A 19,171-nucleotide genomic window follows, 5' to 3' on the forward strand; every position below is an offset into this window, starting at 1 on the left:
TCTGCACATTGCAGAGATATTTTTGTTTGTCAGTCTTTATATCCTCGTTTGGCCAACTCTCGTACAAAGACAGCTCCCAAGATTGACGGTACTAATTGTCCTAGGAGGAGATTAATAACGAGAGCAAAATAAGGAAGTTTGAGTAAGGCGCTAAGCCAGATTGGTACCACTAAGGCAGGAACGAGTAGGATTGGAAGGATGATGAACCAGCTAGATAACTTAGCTTTACGGATGAGGTAGATGCTACCAGTTGTTAAAAAGCTAGCACAGAAACCACCAACCACGTCAATCAATCCCAAACCTCCAAAAGAGTTTACGATGGCATTAGCCAGACTAATTGGAAATACTAGAAATGGGAAGATGTAGGTTAATCCATATAAAGCGGTGGCCAGACGCATCTGAACCGCACCAAAGGAAATGGCTTGAGACACAAAGAGGATAGCGATGTAAAGAGCCATCATAATAGCTGACAGAACGAGCTTTTGAGTGGTATTAAGTTTGGTTTTCATAATTTCTCCTTAATTGGGCATAGTAAAAGAGTAGCAGTTCTACTCTTTTTGTGATTTAGGTCTAGAGTTATTTTATAAGTCAATCTCTAAGACAATAGGTGTGTGGTCTTGGCGATCACCAGAGTCAATCATGTCTGATTTTGTGACCTTATCGGCAATACGATTTGAAGTCAACCAGTAGTCGATTCTCCAGCCTGTATTGTTGATTTTAGATGTTTTACTACGTTGGGCCCACCATGTGTAGGCTCCTGTAACGTCGCCATTGAGGTGACGGTAGGTATCTGTGAAACCTTTGGCAAGGAGGTTAGTGAAGCCAGCACGCTCTTCATCTGTAAAACCAGGTGAACGACGATTACTTGAAGGGTTAGCCAAGTCGATTTCCTTGTGGGCAACATTATAGTCACCAGTCGCAAGAACGGGTTTCTGAGCGTCCAATTCAGCTAGATAATCCGCATATTTTTCATCCCAGATTTGACGTTCAAGCAGACGTTTAAGGCCATCACCAGCATTTGGTGTGTAGACCTGTGTCACAAAGAAATTGTCAAATTCAAGAGTGATGATGCGCCCTTCACAGTCCATGGTTGAAGGTGCTCCGATTTCAGGATAAGTAATGACTGGTGTCAATTCTTTTTTATACAAGAACATGGTTCCAGCATAACCTTTACGGGCAGGTTCAACAGATGAACGCCAAGTATTGTCATAGTCAAGGAAGTAGTCTTCCAAGATTTGCAAATGCTTTTTAGTCGGTCCTTTAGCAGACAGTTTTGTCTCTTGAATAGCAATGATATCTGCATTTTCGGCGACTAAAGTGTCGATAACAGCACGTGATAATTGAGCGCGTGCAGAATCACTAGTGAGAGCGGCGTTTAGGGAATCAATATTCCAAGAAATTAATTTCATGTGTACAGTTTCCTTTTTTGAATCTTTCCTTTCTATTGTAGCAGAAAATAAGGTGTCAGGCGAGTTATGGGCTTGATAAGGGAAGCTAGGAGGAGTATACTTATCTTAGATTGAGAGGTACATATTAATGAAAAAGCAATCGTACATTTATTACTTGTTTTGGGGTCTCTTGTTGATACAAGTCTTTCTTACAATCATGATTTGGTGGTCACAGGGGCTAGTGCTTCCTCTTGTTATTTTTCCGGGGATGAGTTTCTTCTTCCTGCTTTATTTAAAGTACCTCTTAGGCTACAACCTTAATCAGTCTCCTTCAGAACCCTTATTTGTCCTCCGTAGGTATGGCCTTGGAACTAGTTTAAATCCCAAAAATCCCCTAGGCTATAAGATTAGTCTCCTACTAGTTGTGGGTGTTTTAGTTTTACTTTTCTGCCTAACCCTATTAGTTTTTCTTGGAAAATAGAGTCTTAGGTTTTTTTATTTGTAATTACTACTAATTAGTGGTAGTGTTGTTCTCATAAAAAATAAAAGAATCACTGGAGAAAAGATTTATGACGATTGAACTTGGCATTTCAACTTTTGGAGAAACAACCCTCCTATAATCGACTTGTTCGTCGTTATTTTGAAAATAAAGGATAATAGCTTGAAGGTAAACCTCAAGTTCTCCACACTATTGTCATCATCCCTGTTCTATGATAGGATGGAAGATAATTGATAAAGAGAAGAGGAAAATTATGCGAAAGCTATCAGAAGCAGAATGGATAAGTCGTTTTGAGCAAGTTCAAGGGCGTAAACCGAAACCTGATGAACTACAATTAGCCTATCAGTCTGGCCTTATTGGAATCTCGAAAAATTATAATTATATCTATATTCTTCTGGGGGCTTTAGTAGCGATCGTCGTTGGCATTGGCTTGACTCTAGTCTCTAGTTCAATGAAGAACGTCAAACAGACTAAGTCGTCTGCCACAGTGGCTAGCTCGATATTCTCATCGACAGATAAGGCTAGTGCCAAGCCAAGTACGTCATCGACCGAAAATACGAAGACAAGTGAATCTAGCAGTGCAAGTATTGATACACCTGACGCTAACCATGCTAAGGAAGCCTTTACTGAAAATCCACGTTGGACCAATGACAAAGCTAGTCGCCTTGCTAGTTTGATGGTTTCTTGGGGCAATCAGATGAATCAGCCTGGATACAAAGAAATTACCAATGAAGCTTCTTCCTTGCCTATCCGTTGGATGTCGGACCATAACCAGACTGTGGATGCTACTTATGCTGCAAATGGTAATAGTAATTCGGAGTATACCATTGTTTCGGTTTACGAGAGATGGGAAAATGTCTCTGTTCACCGTTATTTCTTTACCATTAAAAAAGATGGGACTCCCTTTGTTCTTTATTCACCAACTACCAATGGTGGTGTCTATTATGTCAAAGAAACGGAAAATGCTGACCTTAAATCAGGATATGCAGATATTGTAAACAATTAAAAACTAGGATTCCAGTTGGAATCCTAGTTTTTAATTTGAAGACAAGTCAAGTTGTAATCAGTTCTTTTACAATCATTCGCTCTTATTTAACCTTCTTAGCTAACATGGTCGCAAATTGAAGGGCGATGGGATTGCCATATTCATCCAAACGGTGAAGGTGACCAAGATTTTCGTTATACTTGACTAACTCCCAGTCTCTATAGTAGTTCTTCAACTCACCCTCTTCAAAAGTAAATGGGAAAGGCATGGTACAAGGGTGCTCCTCAGTGTCCATGGCACAAACAATTAGGTTGTAGCCACCGACAACAGTACGCTCTTGCATATTCTTGATAATAGCCGGAATTTGATCGGGATCAAGGAACATAAAGACGACTGTTGAGAGGATGAAATCAAAGGTCTCAGACTCAGGAAGAGCAGCAGCATTGATATCGTAGTAGCCAGCTCTAACATTGTAATTTTCCTCATCTGCAATCATTTGGATGCGTTGTGTAGCTTCGTTATTAACATCAACGGCTGTAACATCATGCCCAAGAGATGCCAAATAAAGAGCGTTACGGCCGTGACCACAGCCTAGGTCGAGGGTGCGACCAGGTTTGATATAGCCAGATTGGACTGCTTCAAGAACCTCGGAGTGAGCCTTAGTGTCATACTTTTTAGCCATGTAGTCCTCAGGTTTACAGTAAAAAGAAAGATAGCATTCCAAATCATCTGATGCAGCAGCGATGCGATGCCAAGCTTGTGGTTCAACAAAAGGAATCTCTGTCTCGGGGGTAAAAAGGTGCTCTGCAGTAACCTGTCCTTGTTCATCTAATTCGTAGAAGCGGAGAGATCCTGATAGAATGGTCAATTTAGCCCAAGTTCCTACCTTAGTATTGTGTTTTTGCGTCACCATTTCTGGAAGTGTTGTAGCTGTCCAGTTTGGTAAACGTTTGTAGCAAAGAAGTTGCTGATTTATAGTCATTTTATGAGTTCCTTTCAAACGGTATGACTCTATTATAGCAAAAGTATGGAAAAAGAAAAAAGGCCTAGCCGGGTGAGCTAGACGCTTTTCTTATGAGAGATCTGATAATCTAGGAATGGGGGAAAAGTGTTTGGGGAAGATAGGTATAAATGTTAAGAAGGGTTCCTAGACTATTTAAAAAATATTTGTGAGAACAATAAGTTTTAAATGGTAAAACACTTATCTATAACTCATTAGGTCTCTCTTTACATTATCTATTGTACCAAAAATATTGAGAGTTAACTTACAAAAAAATAAAATATGTAAGAAAAAATCATGAACAGTCATTTTCTGGTCTTGAATGGTAATTTTGTGAAAATTTTTCTGAGTGTTAACAAATCTACTAGGATAATATCGATGACTATGTGCTTTAACTACACTAAAAAACGCCTAGCTGCTGTTGCTAGACGTTCTTTATTAGGAGAGATCTGGAAATCTAGGAATGGGGGAAAAGTGTTTGGGGAAGATAGGTATAAATGTTAAGAAGGGTTCCTAGACTATTTTTATTCTGTTTATGAGAATAGTGAGTAAAAACTAACAAAGTAGAGTTTTCTAACTCATCCGGTCTCTCTTTACATTTTCTATTTTACCAAAAAAAATGAAGAAAACTTCACATAATATCAAAATGTGTAAGAAAAAATCATGAACAGTCATTTTCTGGTCTTGAATGGTCATCTCACTTGTATAAAAAAGCAGAACCTGATAGGTTTGCTTATATTTGTTGTGATGGTGTAAGAACTTAAATCTTGCTATAGAGTTTCTTAACATTGTTAATATCAACAGGTTGGATACTTGTCTTACCACCTTTAGGTTCCATTACAGAGGCAACGGCACTGTTGTGTTCAAGTCCAATTGAGTGTCCTAATTCGTGTTGCGCAGTGTTAAGGAGTTTCCCACCGTTCTTTTGGTAATAATTGTTTTGAACATGGAAGGTGTTCAAGTAAACAGTAGCATTACTATATTGCTTAGTTGGGAGGTAGTAAGTAGAGTAGGTAACTCCAAGAGGAGCTGCCACATTACCTTCATAACGTTCATCAGCAATGATGTTGGCTTTTTGTTTATCGTTAGTGAGCAAGAAATTGAAGGCACCAGTGTTATTCCAAGAAGTGATAGCCTGTTTGTAGGCATTCACGATTTCAGGATTTTTAGCATTGATGAAAACTGTCGCTTCCTTACTTGACCAGTGAGGAGTATCGTAATTCTCTTTTACGAGTTCGTTATTCTTTTGCCATACTTGAGCAACTCGGTCCACTGGTTTAGCAGGTTGGATAGGAGTGGCTTTAGGAGTTGTTGGTTTAGTGACAGTCGTTGTTGACTTCTTAGGTTGTGTCGTTGTAGAAGTCGCTGGTTTGTTTACAACAGTCGTTGGTTTCTTAGGTTGAACTGTAGGTGCAGTAGGTTTGTTAGCAACTGTGGCTGGTTTCTTAGGTTGAGTTGTAGATGTTGTAGGTTTGTTAGCAACTGTGGCTGGTTTTTTAGGTTGACTAACAGCAGGAGTTGATTGTTTAGGTTTTGGTGTAGCTGTTGTCGTTGGTTTTGTAGAAGGTGTTAATGGTTTTGGAATATAAGTAGATAGAATCTTATGAACATTACCATTATTAATTTCTGTTGAAACCCATGTGGCACCATCTTTTGACCAGGTTTGTGCTTGAGCGACAGTTTCGGTCTTTGGTTCAGACTGGTTTTCTACAGCCTTATGATTGCTATCTGTATTTGTCGGAATTCTAGTCTCATAGGTTTTGCTTCCAGTCTGGCTGTCGACAGTACTGCTAGCTGTTTGACTATTTTGTTTCAATTCCTCAAAAGTTGGAGTATTTGTGGGAGTTTGTTCATAGTCATTTTCATGTGTATGAAGATCATCCACAGAGGTATGTGATATAGTAGTCACAGTAGTAGGTGTTTCAGTAGAAACACCTGTTTGAGCGATGGTATTTGTAGTTGTACCTGTTTCAAGTTCGGAAAATGTCAGAGCTTGGTTAGGATCTGAAACATAGGTTTGATCCGCAGAGGCATGCTGAGGACTTCCTACAAGAAAAGCACTAATTATACCGACAGTTGCAAGGGTCAACAAGGTCCTTGTCTTAGTCCCTTGCGTTTTAAAAGAATGTAACATAACTTTCTCCTTTTTAATTTAAAACAAAAACAGTTCTCATGATAACACCTAAAAATGAACATAAAGTGACAATGAGATAACAATTGTTTTATAAATGAAATTAGGTGAGATAAAAAGACTTTATGCTGTAAAAAAAGGAATATTATCCAATTAATTATGATAAAATATTAGGTAGATATATTAAAGTATATTAGAGAGAAAGAGGGAAATAAGATGCTTTCTATTATCGTCCTTGAAGATGATGCCTTGCAGCGTCATCGTGTTGGTCGTTTATTGGACGAAGCAGTTGAGGAGTCGAAGGCCGTTGTTGATGGGATTACTTTTTATGAACAGGGTCAGGAATTGTTAGATGCTGATAGAGGTTCGGGTAAATCCATGGTTTATCTTTTGGATATTGACCTTAAAAATCAAACTAAGCAGGGACTAGATATTGGGCTTGAAATCCGTAAGGAAGACTTGAAAGCACAAATTGCCTTTGTTACAGCCTATTCAGAGTTTATGCCCTTGACCTTCCGTTATAAGATTCAAGCTCTAGACTTTGTCGATAAATCCATGGAAGATGTGGATCTTAAGAGAGCTTTGGTAGAACTTTTAGATTTTGCTTATTCACAGGTTGAGCAAGAAACCAAGGCACAGAGTCTAACTGTTAAAACGGATAAAAATGATGTTAATATTCCTTATGATGATATTTTATACATTGAGACAGCCCCTGTGCCACATAAGTTAATCGCTCATACCAAGTCAAACCTAGTGGAATTCTATGGGAAAATTGCAGAAGTAGCAAAATTGGATGATATTTTCTTCCAAACACACCGCTCTTTTGTTGTCAATGTGAATAATGTGACAAGTGTGGATCGTACAGCTAATATGGTCTTCTTTGAGGAAAACGAGTCATGCCTCCTATCGCGGACACGTAAAAAGGAACTTTTGGAACGTTTGAAAAATCGTTAGGTCTTAGATTTTCCCCTTCTTCTCTAATCATTATTGAAAGTTTTCTGAAATTCGATATAATTATTTAATTTTATCTCATCTATTATCAGGAATTGTGATAGAATAGTGTTATGGCTTTTTGCCGTATATTTAGAGATGACTAGAAGGAGGTGGCTAACCATTAAATGATGCTCAATTTGCAAATTGCATTAGAATATCTTTTGCATTTCATTGTCATACAGTGGATTTACGAAAGGACCAGCTTGGTCAAGGTACCACGTATAATCCTTCCTATTGCGTTCCTGGTTGAATGTATAGGGGGAATACTGGGGATGTCATATAATGTCGGTTTGTCCTTTATGACACCGTTCTACCTTCTTTTCTATGCCTATTTCTATGGCAAGGAGAGAACCACCAATATGTTGGCCTTTTATGCCTTCTATCCTCTAGTTCTCTATCTGTTGATTTTTAATGGTTATGCCTACTTCCTGATGCCAGGGTTCGGCATCACATCGGATTTTCTAAACAGAAGTTATCTTTATTTCATTTTCTTTGACCTTTTAATTATTCCAACATTTGTCGCTCTATCCAAGCTCCTTAACATTGATTTTAAATATTTGAGGGTCTTAGAGCGAGATCGTAAATTTGGTCGGATTATGTTTTTCACTAACTTTATCTTGATTAGCTATGTGATTTTGAACTATTCTGTCGTCGTGGCCTCGCGATTCTTTGCCTTGTACTATGCTGGACATGTGATAACCTTAGTGGGGTTTGTAGCTATTTTTTATGCTGTTTACAAGGTTAATAAATATGCAGATGAATTCTTTGAAAATGAGCGTAGAAAAGAGAATCGACGTCACTTGGATGATTTAGAGAAGTATTCTGAGCAGGTCGAAAGTCTTTACGAAACGCTACGCAGTTTCCGTCACGACTATACTAATGTTATGATTTCGCTTAATGAAGCCATCCAGATGAAAGACATCGATCAAATCAAGATGATTTATGATAGTGTCTTGAAAGATTCGGCATCAGATTTGAAGCAGCAAAAGTTTGATTTGGCAAAATTAACTCGTGTGACCAATATGCCACTTAAGAGTCTTTTATCATCTAAAGTGGCTGAGGCTTTTGATAAAGGTATTCAATGTCATGTGGAGGTTGAAGAGGGGGTCTTCTTCACAGATATGCGTCCACTCGACTTGATTACAATCATATCAATTCTTTGTGATAATGCTATTGAAGCTACTGTATTAGCAGATAAACCAAAATTATCTATTGCTATCTTTAAGATGGAAAATCAATCAGTTATTGTTGTTGAAAATTCAACTAAGGAAGCTTCTATTGATGTAGCGCCTTTGAAACAAAGAGGATTTTCAACGAAAGGAACAGGTCGTGGTTTGGGCTTAGCAAATATCGAGGAGATTCTCTTCAGATACGACAATGTCACGCTTGAAACAGAATCAGCACAACACCGTTTTGTTCAATTATTGTCTATTACACCAAAAGAAGATTAATGGGGACTTAATAAGAATTTTTAGAATTCTTGTTAATCCCTATTTTTATGTTAAAAAGTATGGTAAAATAGGGAAGTTAATCATGTGTTTTTTAATTCAGGGGGATTTATTATGTTGAAAGACGAATGGTTAGAGTACTTTGAGGCTGTTAATGGCCGAAAACCAAGACCAATCGACTTCAAAGAGGCCTTGGAACGAGGAGAGTTTGTTCTCTCTGAAGGTACAGAGGATAACCAAGTAGCTGATCAAGGTGAATCAGCAACTGACCAACAGTTTGAAGAAGGAACCGCAACCGCCAGAGCACTAGCTCAGTCTCAGAAAGATCGTGACAACGCGCAAGAAGTTATGGCAAATGCGGCCCAGGAAAAGAGAAGGGCCCTATCTCAAGAGACTGTTGTTCAAGTAAGAACCATTCAGTCGGGCCGTCAGGCTGAGGATATTCAAAAGGAAGAGGAACAGCGCAAACGCGTGGCAGAGGCTAAGGAACGTTTGGCAAGTTATGCGCCAACCCGTCCAGATGCAGGAAATCATTCTGTTAATACCTCGAGTGAACCTAATCAAGCTATTCCAGTTTTCAGTAACCAAGCACAGCATCTTGGATTATCTGAGGATTTGACAAAGTTTGATCGTAAGGAAGAAAAGGCAGCTAAGAAGATTGCTCGTCAAGCTGCTCGTGATAAGAAAAAAGCCGAAAAGCTAGCTGCCAAAGCTAAATCTAAGGAAGAACAGACAGTTGCCAAATTAGAAAAGAGATTGGAAAGTCAGGTTCGTCTTCTAGAAACGATTCAAAACGCTAATCAAAAGTCGCAAAAGGCCAAAAATTGGGGCAAAGGAGCCTTGATTTCTAGTCTTGTTGCTGTTGTTTTGATGTTGCTTGTCGGTGGTGTATACGGTTTTTGGCGTAATGCTTCGGGGAACATTGAGGGAACTTGGGAATTAAAATCGTCTAAGGTCTTGGACGAAAATTCTGGTAAGTTAACCAATGCTCTGAAAGAACATGAAGATAAAGATGAAATTTACGTCTCTTTCCTTAAAGTTGATCATTCTAATAATTTACAAACGCATTCTTACTTCTATAAAGAAGGTGAGGAGGATCAGCCAACTTTTACAGCTTCAGATTATTTGAAGGAATATCAAGTTGTTGATCAGTGGAATAAATCTATTACCTATACTAAAGAAGTTTCAGAATTTAAGCGTGAGTTGACTAAAGTTGTCTCGCAACTTTATCCAAATGCAGATAAGAATCTAGTAGATTACTATATTTCGGATAACGTAGATAACTACCGACTCTACCGTAAAGGAAAACGCACCAAGTCTTATACTGTAAATAAAGATACCTTGGTTGTTTCTACTTACAACGAGGATGGCAAATTGACCAGTCGTGATACTTATGAGAAAGTATCAAAAGCAGCGGCTAAGGGTTTAGAAGCTGAATATGCTGAAGCAAAGGTAGCTTATGAAAAAAATCATAAGACTACAACTAAGAAATAGTCGAAAAGGAAGTTAGAGTTTGACTCTAACTTTTTTTGTAGAAATCTTAAGTCTGTCAAGTTTTTTTCTTGACACATAAAAATGATATGGTATACTAGTTAAGGTCGAGGGGCGATAAGTGCCCTCACCATAATAAAAAACTAAAGAAAAGAGATATTAAAAATGGCAGTAAAAATCCGTTTGACTCGTATGGGTTCTAAGAAAAAACCTTTCTACCGTATTAACGTTGCAGATTCACGTGCTCCACGTGATGGACGTTTCATCGAAACAGTTGGTACTTACAACCCACTCGTTGAAGAAAACCAAGTAACACTTAAAGAAGAACGTGTTCTTGAGTGGTTGTCTAAAGGTGCACAACCTTCAGATACAGTTCGTAACATCCTTTCAAAAGAAGGCGTTATGAAGAAATTCCACGAATCAAAATTCTCAAAATAATTTTTTAGCCTATGGATACCATTGAAAATCTTATTATCGCTATCGTTAAACCTTTAATTGCTTCACCAGATCAGTTGACCATCAAAATTATTGACGGTCCTGAGTTTTTGGAGTACCATCTTGATCTTGCCCCAGCCGATATTGGGCGTGTTATCGGGAAAAAAGGACGTACTATTACGGCGATAAGAGCGATTGTCTATTCGGTACCTACTCAAGGTAAAAAAGTTCGTCTTGTTATTGACGAAAAAGAGAAGGCTTAAGAGGTGACCCTAGGGTTGCCTTTTTTGCATATTTTGGTTATAGATTAGAAGTCTTTGGTATAATAAGAACGTCAACTCATTAAGCTCAAGGAAAAACTAGGAATCTAGTTTAAAGGTCAGTTTAATGACTAAGTTGAAGCATTAGCCAAAAAAGGAGTAATTATGACTTATCAGGAAGCATTGGATTGGATTCATGGACAATTAAAATTTGGCATCAAGCCTGGCTTGGAGCGTATGGCCTGGATGCTTAAAGAATTGGGAAATCCACAAGATAATCTCAAGGCTGTGCATATCGTGGGAACAAACGGCAAAGGGTCTACAGTCAATGCCCTACAAACAATTTTTACCCAGGCAGGCTATGAAGTTGGAACCTTCACCTCGCCCTATATTATTGACTTCAAGGAACGAATCTCTCTTAATGGTCAGATGATTTCAGAAGAGGACTTACTTGACTTGGTTAGTCGTGTGAAGCCTGTGGTTGAACGTCTACCAAAAGAGACAGAGCATGAAAATGCGACAGAGTTTGAAATTATCACAGTTCTGATGTTCCTCTATTTTGGTCAGGTCCATCCTGTTGATATTGCATTCATTGAAGCTGGAATGGGCGGCCTTCATGATTCGACTAATCTAATTAAGCCTTTGGCAGTCCTTTGCCCTTCGATTGGTTTGGACCATCAGGCTATTTTGGGAAATACCCATGCTGAAATTTCAGCAGAAAAAGTTGGTGTTTTGAAGAATGGGGCTCCTTTTATTTATGCGACTGACCGTACTGATGTTAGAGATGTTTTCGAGAAGAAGGCGCGTGAAGAAGGGTCCAAGACCTATGAATTGGGGAGAAATTTCACAGCTGAAGGGTCTAGTCATTCCTTTGATTTCACCTATGGGGAGCAAAAGTTAGATGATATAGCCTTGGCCATGGCTGGTCAACATCAAGTAGCAAATGCTAGTTTAGCTATTATGGCTTCTTTATTGCTTCAAAAAGATTATCCTAAAGTAACTCCTAAACTCATAAAGGATGCACTAGCTCATGCCAATTGGCGAGGTCGAACAGAATTTTTAAGACCTAATCTCATGATTGATGGTGCTCATAATAATGAGAGTGTTAAAGTTTTGATTGACTTGCTGCAATCAGAACATGCAGATAAGGAGATTGAACTTCTCTTTGCGGCTATTGACACCAAGCCTATTGATGGTATGCTAGCTCAACTAAAATCGGTTGGTGACTTGACTGTAACGAGTTTTGACTATCCAAACAGTGTTAAATTAGATAAATACCCAGAAGTTTATAAGCAGGTACCAGATTTCAAAACATGGATTAAAGAACATGTAACGACTGACAATAAGAAACTTTATGTGATTACGGGATCTCTATACTTTATTTCTCAGGTCAGAAAATGGGTTTTAGAGCAGGCAAGTGATGTTTAAGACTTGAAAGATGACATTTAGGGGCGTATAATAACCCTCGTATGTTTTAAAAGCAAGGAGATCGCAATGTTTCAACATCTGAAAAACATTTTAATTGGTGAACCTTTAACTCATGATGATAGTGGTGATGAACACTTATTGTCCAAGATTCAGGCCTTGGCCATGTTGTCGAGTGATGCGCTCTCATCTATCGCCTATGGTCCAGAGCAAGTCGTCTTGGTTCTGACAGCTGTATCTAGTGCGGCTATTTGGTGGTCAATCCCTATTGGGCTTTTGGTTCTCGTCCTTTTGGCCAGCCTTACCATCTCTTATAGACAGGTTATCAAGGCCTATCCTCAAGGTGGTGGTGCCTATATGGTAACGACGGAAAATCTGTCTCCTAAGTTTGGCTTGATAGCTGGTGGCAGTCTTTTGGTCGATTACATGTTGACAGTTGCTGTTTCAGTGGCCTCAGGTGCAGATGCCATTACTTCAGCCCTTCCCTTCCTTCATCCTTTCAATCTTGAGATATCAATGATTTTGGTGCTTGTTTTGATGGTTATGAATCTTAGGGGAATGCGTGAATCGGCAAAATCTTTGATGATACCGGTTTATCTCTTCATTGTTTCGACGCTGTTCTTGTTGGGATTTGGTTTCTTTCAAATTTTAACTGGTCATATGCCTTACGCAGCCACAGCACATTTAGGACAACCCATTACAGGGGTGTCATTGATTCTTATTTTAAGGGCCTTTACTTCAGGTTCTGCCTCATTGACAGGGGTTGAAGCCATCTCTAATGCGGTGCCTTTCTTTCAAAAACCTAAGGCTAAAAATGCAGCATCAACCCTCTTTATCATGTCTAGCATTTTGGGGGCTATGTTTGCGGGAATCACCTTTCTCAACTGGTGGACAGGTATTACACCCCATGCAGGTGTGACTATCTTGTCACAAATGGCTAGAGAAATTCTTGGTCAATCATGGATTGGTAGTATTCTATTTTACATTTTCCAATTCTCTACTGCTATGATTCTTGCAGTGGCAGCTAACACAGGTTTTTCAGCCTTTCCGATGTTGTCCTTTAATATGGCGAAAAATAAATACATGCCTCACATGTATCTTGAAAAAGGTGCACGTATGGGATACTCTAATGGGATCTTGACACTTGCAATTGGTGCCATTACCCTTTTGTTTATTTTCCGAGGAAATACGGAACGGTTGATTCCGCTTTACACCATCGGTGTATTTATTCCATTTGCTCTTTCTCAAACGGGGATGGTCATCCATTGGATTCGTGAATACGGTAAGGGATTCTGGAAACACTCTTTAGCAAATATCTTAGGTGCCCTCATTTGTTATGCTATCGTTCTCATTCTCTTCCTTTTCCGTTTAGGAGATATCTGGCCATTCTTCCCGATTATTGCAATCTTGATGTGGATGTTCCTTAAGATTAAAAAACACTATAATGGTGTTGCTCAACAGTTGCGTATTGATGGAGCGGTAGAAGAACACCATTATCAAGGAAATATTGTTCTTATCCTTGTTGGGAATGTTACCAAGGCTAATATCGGAGCTATTTCCTATGCACGTTCTATTGGTGACAAGGTTATCGCCATGCATGTATCTACTAAGGATACAGAGAACAAGGACAAGGAAACTGAACAAGAGTTTAAAAAATATTTCCCTGAAATTGAGATGGTTCATATCCAATCACCATATAGCTCAATCACTCAGTCAACCATTCAGTATGTGGACGAGGTCGCCACTCAAGCTGAGAAGGATAATGCGACTCTGACAGTCATGATTCCTCAGTTTGTACCTAAAAAATCATGGCAAACCATGCTTCACAACCAAATGAGTTTACGATTGAAATATTATCTCAAATGGCGTGAGAATATTGTGGTTTCATCTTATTCTTACCACTTGAAAGACTAAAAAATATAAGCGAAGATATCCTCTATATGAAAGGTGGTCTTCGCTTTTTTTGAGATTTAGGTAGCTAGGAAATCTTATTTTTGCAAGAAAAATCCAGCAAAATAAGGTATAATAGATAGTATTATAACGTTGCAAGAGGAAATTATGGCAAATCAAGAAAAAGTAGAACAAGCAGTCTATCAACTATTGGAAGCTCTAGGTGAAAATCCTGAGCGTGAGGGACTTTTGGATACACCAAAACGTGTGGCTAAGATGTATGCTGAAATGTTTTCAGGTCTAAATGAAGATCCTAAGAATCAATTTACAGCTGTCTTTTCAGAAGTTCATGACGAAGTTGTCCTTGTCAAGGATATTCCTTTTTACTCTATGTGTGAGCACCATTTGGTTCCATTTTATGGTAAGGCCCATGTGGCTTATTTGCCAAGTGGAGACAAGGTGACAGGACTTTCCAAATTAGCGCGTGCGGTTGAAGTAGCTGCTCGTCGTCCGCAGTTGCAAGAACGTCTTACAGATCAAGTTGCTACAGCACTTGAAGAAGCTCTGAATCCTCGAGGAGTTTTTGTCATGGTTGAAGCAGAGCACATGTGCATGACTATGCGAGGCATTAAGAAACCAGGAAGTAAGACAATCACAACTGTCGCTAAGGGCCTTTATAAAGAAGACCGTGAAGAACGCAAGGAAATTCTTTCATTGATGCGTGATTTTTAGGAGTTAAGATGTTTATCGGTAAACATGAGATTGCAGGTAAGGCCTGTATTATGGGAATCTTGAATGTCACCCCTGATTCTTTCTCAGATGGTGGCGATTTTGACACAGTAGAGGATGCCTTGGCTCAGGTTGAGCGCATGATTGCCCAGGGGGCTGCTATTATCGATGTCGGTGGCGAATCTACAAGACCAGGGGCAGAATTTGTGACTGAGGAAGAAGAGGTTGCTCGTATCGTTCCAGTTATTCAGGCTATCAAGGCAAAATATGATGTGCTCATCAGTATTGATACCTATAAGACAGCCACTGCTAGAGCTGCTCTTGAAGCAGGTGCAGATATTCTAAATGACGTCTGGGCTGGACTTTATGATGGTCAGATGTTAGCTTTAGCAGCTGAAAAGAATGTGCCGATTATCCTTATGCATAATCAAAAAGAAGAAGTATACAATGATGTCACAGAAGATGTCTGTACATTCCTCAGTCAACGTGCTCAGGCCGCGTTGGAAGCAGGTGTGGCCAAGGACAATATCTGGATTGATCCAGGCTTTGGATTTGCTAAAAATGTCCAACACAATATTGACCTGCTAAAAGGCTTGGACAAGGTCGTTTCCTTGGGCTATCCTGTTCTTTTTGGAATTTCTCGTAAGCGAGTTGTGGACTACCTACTAGGTGGGAATACTCAAGCTAAGGATCGCGACCAGGGGACAGCTGCCTTATCTGGCTATGCAGTTACCAAAGGATGTCAGATTGTCCGTGTACATAATGTTGACGTCAATCATGATATCGTTAAGACTATTTCAGGAATTTTATGATACTAAAAAAAAGCTCAACTGAGCTTTTTTTCTTAGTCTTGAATTGTCCAAACGCTGACAGATTTTTCAGAAACTGGGAAGTCTCCCCATCCGTCTTCGTCAATGGTTACAGTATCAGAGCAGTTTCCAAGAATGTCATAGAAGGCTTGTCCAGCCCAATCACTACCAATTTCCATAGACTTGCTGTTAGCAGCATCATTAGAAATCGTTACAGCTAATGGAGCCCCATCTTCGTTGCCAGAGCGTGTCCACCCGATACAGTTTGGATCATCAAAGTAGTCTGTTTGCTCACCGTAAGCTAGGTCTTTACGAGCGTAGAGCAAGGTATCTAGGCTCTCTTGGAAATTTTCTTGGGCAAATTCACCCTCAATACCATAGTAGTCACCATAAAAAAGGCAAGGAAGACCGTCTTCACGGAGAAGGATGAGAGCGTAAGCAGCTGGTTTAAACCATTCTTCAACAGTAGATTCTAGAGCTTGTCCGCGTTGAGTGTCGTGGTTGTCTACGAAGGTCACGGCATGTTCAGGATGATTTTTGACCAAGGAATGATCGAAAATTGTTGTTAAATCATAATCAGCGCCCGCTGTGCTAGCGTTGTGTAGATTGTTGTGGAGGGAAACATCGACAAGGTCAAAACGTTTTTCAATCTTTTCAAGATAGGTATTGTTATCCTCCTCGTTACCATTCCAAAATTCACCAAAGACATAGAAATCCTGACCTTGTTTTTCTTTGACATCGCGAATAAAATTACGCATAAAGAAAGAATCAATGTGCTTAACGGCATCCATTCGGAACCCTTGAACGCCTGTAGTTTCAACGAACCAGTCTGCCCATTCGTAAATATTTTCAATAACTTCAGGGTGTTTATAGTCTAGGTTGGCATACATAAGGTAGTCGAAGTTACCATTTTCGTTGTCAACCAAGTCGTTGTCTGCCCAGCCTTTGTTGTCACCTTGGATAAGATAGATACCACTTTTATTACGTTTGGCATCGAAGTCGGTTCCGTTAAAGTGGTACCAGTGCCATTCAAAATCGTTGTAGGCTTTATTTCGTCCGTCAAAGGTGAAATGTGTCCAGCCTTCGATTTCAAATGGTTCGCTGATCTCTTGGGTACGGTCTTCTGGGTCAACTTCGACCACTTCGAAGGTCTCAAGTTTATCTGCTGCCGCCTTGTGATTAAGCACAACGTCGGCCATAGGTACAATACCAACTTCTTTGAGTTGGTTGATAGCATTGAGATATTCTTCTTTGAGGCCGTATTTGGTGCGGACTGTTCCTTTTTGGTCGAATTCTCCAAGGTCAAAGAGGTCATAGACTCCGTAACCAACATCATTTTTGTTTGTAGCTTTAAAAGCGGGTGGCATCCAAACGTGGCTGATGCCTAGGTCTGCTAAATGTTGGGCATCTTCAGCCAAATTGTTCCAGTGTTGACCGTCACTTGGGAGATACCATTCAAAATATTGCATTGCGGTTTGATTTGTCATAGTTTTTTTCCTTATTAGTTGAGATAGTCTTGCTTATAATTCAGGAGTCTCTTTTTAGCTCCTGTGCCTATATTTTACCAAATCAGAAGATTTATGCAATCGATTGCATAAAGTGTAAATGCACTAACTTCAGATCTGTCTAAAATATCATACTAATTAGAGACCAACTTTTCAACTGTTTTGTGCTAGAATAAAGAAGAGTCTAGTGTCTTAAGGAGAAATTATGGATAAAATTATTTTAAATGGTTGCCGTTTTTATGGTTATCACGGGGCTTTTGCTGAGGAGCAGACCCTAGGGCAAATTTTTGTGGTTGATTTGGAATTGACTGTTGATCTAACTAAGGCTTCACAGAGTGACAATCTAGATGATACGGTTCACTATGGTTTGGTTTTCGAAGCCGTGCAAAAACAAGCGGAAGATAAAAAGTACATTTTGATTGAGCGTTTGGCGGGTGCGATTTGTGAGGATCTATTTGCCCAATTTACACCAATTCAATCTATTAAAGTTCGAATTACCAAGGAAAATCCACCAATTAATGGGCATTATAAGAGTGTTGGTATTGAATTGGAGCGTAGCCGATGACAAGAGTTTATTTGAGTTTGGGATCTAATATGGGTGATCGTCAGGACTATCTCCAAAAAGCTGTGGAGGCCTTGAATGACTTACCTGAGACAGAGGTTAAAGCAGTATCTTCCTATTATGAAACGGCTGCTTGGGGACTGACAGAGCAGGCTGATTTTTTGAACCTTGCCTTGCTCTTAGAGACTCAGTTGCCAGCTGAAACCTTACTAAGGTCATGTCAGCAGATTGAAAAAGACCTTGATCGCGTTCGTCATGAGCATTGGGGGCCTCGGACAGTAGATATTGATATTCTTCTATATGGGCAGGAAATCTGGGAGACTGAGCACCTTAAAGTGCCCCATCCTTATATGAGTCAGAGAGCTTTTGTTTTGGTTCCCTTGATAGAAATAGCAGATGATTTGGTTGACCCTAAAACTGGCCAAGCCTACAAAAAATATTTGAGTCAATTAAACACTAGTGATGTCCGTAAATTGGAAGTTATGGACTAGCTTTGCGTGAAATTCCTTGTCGTCAAGATGGGGATTTTTTGCTATAATTAATCTTGGCTTTTTGTCGTATTTTTCTTTTAATTTTTAGGAAAAATACTAACTCATTTTTAGGTAGTGATAGTAATATGGGGAAGTCTATCACGATACCTACAAAGAAATAAATGTATAGAAAAAGTATGGAAAATAACATGTTAGATGAACTTAAAGAAGATTTAGTGGGGATTGATATTCGTTTCGACGAACCCTTAAAACGTTATACATATACCAAGGTTGGTGGTCCAGCGGATTATTTGGCCTTTCCACGTAACCGCTATGAACTCTCTCGTATTGTCAAATTTGCTAATAAGCATGACATTCCTTGGATGGTGCTCGGTAATGCCAGTAATTTGATTGTCCGTGACGGTGGCATCAGAGGTTTTGTGATTATGTTTGACAGACTTAATGGTATTGCAGTTAATGGTTATCAAATTGAAGCTGAAGCGGGGGCTAATTTGATTGCGACAACCAAGGTGGCTCGTTTCCAAAGTTTGACTGGTTTTGAATTTGCAGCGGGGATTCCAGGTAGTGTTGGTGGTGCCGTCTATATGAATGCGGGTGCCTATGGTGGTGAGATTGCCCATATCTTGGTTTCTGCTCAGGTTCTTACAAAAGACGGTGATATTCGTACGATTGATGCAAGAGATATGCGTTTTGGTTATCGTCGTTCGGTGCTCCAAGAAACAGGTGAAGTGGTTATTTCAGCTAAATTTAACCTCAAACCAGGAGACTACGAGCAAATCAAGAATGAGATGAATCGTCTCAATCATTTGCGAGAGCTTAAACAACCTCTTGAATACCCTTCATGTGGTTCGGTCTTTAAACGCCCACCAGGTCACTTTGCAGGTCAGCTGATTATGGAAGCTAACCTCAGGGGACATCGTATCGGGGGTGTTGAGGTGTCAACTAAGCACGCTGGCTTCATGGTTAATGTCGATCAAGGAACAGCAAAAGACTATGAAGACCTTATTTCAGATGTTATCGCTAAGGTTAAGGAAAATTCAGGTGTTACACTAGAGCCTGAAGTACGTATCATTGGCGACGAATTAAACTAATAAAACCCTATCCCTATATTTGCTATCCATGGAGGATTT

Annotated in this window: 18 protein-coding genes; 13 read left to right on the top strand and 5 right to left on the bottom strand. The window is 39.5% G+C overall.

The window, feature by feature from the left end; translation table 11 throughout:
- Positions 1–29 precede the first annotated feature (29 nt).
- Both PCY16_RS05315 and PCY16_RS05320 read right to left on the bottom strand, forming a co-directional pair.
- On the bottom strand, positions 30–509 hold the full coding sequence (locus PCY16_RS05315) for a QueT transporter family protein (RefSeq protein WP_195413456.1): 480 nt from the start codon (positions 507–509) through the stop codon (positions 30–32).
- A 72-nt stretch (positions 510–581) separates the two neighbouring features.
- Positions 582–1,409 (bottom strand): exodeoxyribonuclease III, encoded by an 828-nt coding sequence (locus tag PCY16_RS05320; RefSeq protein ID WP_195413457.1) that lies wholly within the window; start codon positions 1,407–1,409, stop codon positions 582–584.
- 731 nt (positions 1,410–2,140) lie between these two features.
- Between PCY16_RS05320 and PCY16_RS05325 the strand changes: the two genes are divergently transcribed.
- Positions 2,141–2,893 carry a DUF4767 domain-containing protein gene (locus PCY16_RS05325; RefSeq protein ID WP_037598361.1) on the top strand — a complete coding sequence of 251 codons (753 nt, stop codon included), beginning with the start codon at positions 2,141–2,143 and terminating at the stop codon, positions 2,891–2,893.
- An 82-nt stretch (positions 2,894–2,975) separates the two neighbouring features.
- On the opposite strand, the gene tehB is transcribed toward PCY16_RS05325, so the two are convergent.
- Together tehB and PCY16_RS05335 are read right to left on the bottom strand one after the other, a co-directional pair.
- Complete coding sequence (tehB, locus tag PCY16_RS05330) at positions 2,976–3,854, bottom strand: SAM-dependent methyltransferase TehB (protein WP_037598358.1); 879 nt, start codon at positions 3,852–3,854, stop codon at positions 2,976–2,978.
- 778 nt (positions 3,855–4,632) lie between these two features.
- Positions 4,633–6,006 (bottom strand): matrixin family metalloprotease, encoded by a 1,374-nt coding sequence (locus PCY16_RS05335; RefSeq protein ID WP_195413458.1) that lies wholly within the window; start codon positions 6,004–6,006, stop codon positions 4,633–4,635.
- 213 nt (positions 6,007–6,219) lie between these two features.
- Between PCY16_RS05335 and PCY16_RS05340 the strand changes: the two genes are divergently transcribed.
- The 9 genes from PCY16_RS05340 (at position 6,220) to folP (ending at position 15,486) form a co-directional block, all read left to right on the top strand.
- Complete coding sequence (locus PCY16_RS05340) at positions 6,220–6,957, top strand: LytTR family DNA-binding domain-containing protein (protein WP_021143758.1); 738 nt, start codon at positions 6,220–6,222, stop codon at positions 6,955–6,957.
- A 311-nt stretch (positions 6,958–7,268) separates the two neighbouring features.
- Positions 7,269–8,447, top strand: coding sequence for a sensor histidine kinase (locus PCY16_RS05345; protein WP_037601828.1), 1,179 nt, complete (start codon positions 7,269–7,271; stop codon positions 8,445–8,447).
- Between the two features lie 111 nt (positions 8,448–8,558).
- Positions 8,559–9,938: a hypothetical protein gene (locus PCY16_RS05350; protein ID WP_195413459.1), complete on the top strand. Its 1,380-nt coding sequence runs from the start codon at positions 8,559–8,561 to the stop codon at positions 9,936–9,938.
- Between the two features lie 162 nt (positions 9,939–10,100).
- Positions 10,101–10,373, top strand: a complete 273-nt coding sequence (rpsP, locus tag PCY16_RS05355) for a 30S ribosomal protein S16 (RefSeq protein ID WP_002884675.1) — start codon at positions 10,101–10,103, stop codon at positions 10,371–10,373.
- An 11-nt stretch (positions 10,374–10,384) separates the two neighbouring features.
- Positions 10,385–10,633, top strand: coding sequence for a KH domain-containing protein (locus PCY16_RS05360; protein ID WP_002884680.1), 249 nt, complete (start codon positions 10,385–10,387; stop codon positions 10,631–10,633).
- Positions 10,634–10,795: 162 nt separating this feature from the next.
- Complete coding sequence (locus tag PCY16_RS05365) at positions 10,796–12,058, top strand: folylpolyglutamate synthase/dihydrofolate synthase family protein (RefSeq protein WP_195413460.1); 1,263 nt, start codon at positions 10,796–10,798, stop codon at positions 12,056–12,058.
- A 66-nt stretch (positions 12,059–12,124) separates the two neighbouring features.
- On the top strand, positions 12,125–13,969 hold the full coding sequence (locus PCY16_RS05370) for an APC family permease (RefSeq protein WP_064524188.1): 1,845 nt from the start codon (positions 12,125–12,127) through the stop codon (positions 13,967–13,969).
- Positions 13,970–14,113: 144 nt separating this feature from the next.
- Positions 14,114–14,677 carry a GTP cyclohydrolase I FolE gene (gene folE / locus PCY16_RS05375; RefSeq protein WP_073950277.1) on the top strand — a complete coding sequence of 188 codons (564 nt, stop codon included), beginning with the start codon at positions 14,114–14,116 and terminating at the stop codon, positions 14,675–14,677.
- Positions 14,678–14,685: 8 nt separating this feature from the next.
- Complete coding sequence (gene folP, locus PCY16_RS05380) at positions 14,686–15,486, top strand: dihydropteroate synthase (RefSeq protein ID WP_195413461.1); 801 nt, start codon at positions 14,686–14,688, stop codon at positions 15,484–15,486.
- A 32-nt stretch (positions 15,487–15,518) separates the two neighbouring features.
- Here the strand turns inward: folP and PCY16_RS05385 are convergent, their stop codons facing one another.
- The gene (locus PCY16_RS05385; protein WP_195413462.1) at positions 15,519–16,970 is read right to left on the bottom strand and encodes an alpha-amylase; all 1,452 of its coding nucleotides are present in this window, start codon (positions 16,968–16,970) and stop codon (positions 15,519–15,521) included.
- A 223-nt stretch (positions 16,971–17,193) separates the two neighbouring features.
- On the opposite strand from PCY16_RS05385, the gene folB reads away from it, so the two are divergent.
- From folB to murB, 3 genes are all read left to right on the top strand, one after another.
- Entirely contained in the window at positions 17,194–17,553 is a 360-nt protein-coding gene (gene folB, locus PCY16_RS05390; RefSeq protein WP_060972232.1) for a dihydroneopterin aldolase, read from the top strand.
- Complete coding sequence (gene folK / locus PCY16_RS05395) at positions 17,550–18,041, top strand: 2-amino-4-hydroxy-6-hydroxymethyldihydropteridine diphosphokinase (protein ID WP_002891525.1); 492 nt, start codon at positions 17,550–17,552, stop codon at positions 18,039–18,041. The genes folB and folK overlap by 4 nt, the downstream gene beginning before the upstream one ends.
- Before the next feature lie 188 nt (positions 18,042–18,229).
- Positions 18,230–19,132: a UDP-N-acetylmuramate dehydrogenase gene (gene murB / locus PCY16_RS05400; protein ID WP_060972234.1), complete on the top strand. Its 903-nt coding sequence runs from the start codon at positions 18,230–18,232 to the stop codon at positions 19,130–19,132.
- The last annotated feature ends 39 nt before the right edge of the window (positions 19,133–19,171 follow it).

The organism is Streptococcus sp. SS4 (assembly GCF_030440125.1).
Lineage (GTDB): Bacteria > Bacillota > Bacilli > Lactobacillales > Streptococcaceae > Streptococcus.

Bases quoted from the DNA above. Each gene is read 5' to 3' on its own strand.
- folK (WP_002891525.1), top strand. From the start codon at position 17,550: ATGACAAGAGTTTATTTGAGTTTGGGATCTAATATGGGTGATCGTCAG.
- folE (WP_073950277.1), top strand. From the start codon at position 14,114: ATGGCAAATCAAGAAAAAGTAGAACAAGCAGTCTATCAACTATTGGAA.
- PCY16_RS05370 (WP_064524188.1), top strand. From the start codon at position 12,125: ATGTTTCAACATCTGAAAAACATTTTAATTGGTGAACCTTTAACTCAT.
- tehB (WP_037598358.1), bottom strand. From the start codon at position 3,854: ATGACTATAAATCAGCAACTTCTTTGCTACAAACGTTTACCAAACTGG.
- PCY16_RS05365 (WP_195413460.1), top strand. From the start codon at position 10,796: ATGACTTATCAGGAAGCATTGGATTGGATTCATGGACAATTAAAATTT.
- PCY16_RS05335 (WP_195413458.1), bottom strand. From the start codon at position 6,006: ATGTTACATTCTTTTAAAACGCAAGGGACTAAGACAAGGACCTTGTTG.
- murB (WP_060972234.1), top strand. From the start codon at position 18,230: ATGTTAGATGAACTTAAAGAAGATTTAGTGGGGATTGATATTCGTTTC.
- PCY16_RS05385 (WP_195413462.1), bottom strand. From the start codon at position 16,970: ATGACAAATCAAACCGCAATGCAATATTTTGAATGGTATCTCCCAAGT.
- PCY16_RS05315 (WP_195413456.1), bottom strand. From the start codon at position 509: ATGAAAACCAAACTTAATACCACTCAAAAGCTCGTTCTGTCAGCTATT.
- PCY16_RS05360 (WP_002884680.1), top strand. From the start codon at position 10,385: ATGGATACCATTGAAAATCTTATTATCGCTATCGTTAAACCTTTAATT.
- folP (WP_195413461.1), top strand. From the start codon at position 14,686: ATGTTTATCGGTAAACATGAGATTGCAGGTAAGGCCTGTATTATGGGA.
- PCY16_RS05350 (WP_195413459.1), top strand. From the start codon at position 8,559: ATGTTGAAAGACGAATGGTTAGAGTACTTTGAGGCTGTTAATGGCCGA.
- folB (WP_060972232.1), top strand. From the start codon at position 17,194: ATGGATAAAATTATTTTAAATGGTTGCCGTTTTTATGGTTATCACGGG.
- PCY16_RS05325 (WP_037598361.1), top strand. From the start codon at position 2,141: ATGCGAAAGCTATCAGAAGCAGAATGGATAAGTCGTTTTGAGCAAGTT.
- rpsP (WP_002884675.1), top strand. From the start codon at position 10,101: ATGGCAGTAAAAATCCGTTTGACTCGTATGGGTTCTAAGAAAAAACCT.
- PCY16_RS05320 (WP_195413457.1), bottom strand. From the start codon at position 1,409: ATGAAATTAATTTCTTGGAATATTGATTCCCTAAACGCCGCTCTCACT.
- PCY16_RS05345 (WP_037601828.1), top strand. From the start codon at position 7,269: ATGTCATATAATGTCGGTTTGTCCTTTATGACACCGTTCTACCTTCTT.
- PCY16_RS05340 (WP_021143758.1), top strand. From the start codon at position 6,220: ATGCTTTCTATTATCGTCCTTGAAGATGATGCCTTGCAGCGTCATCGT.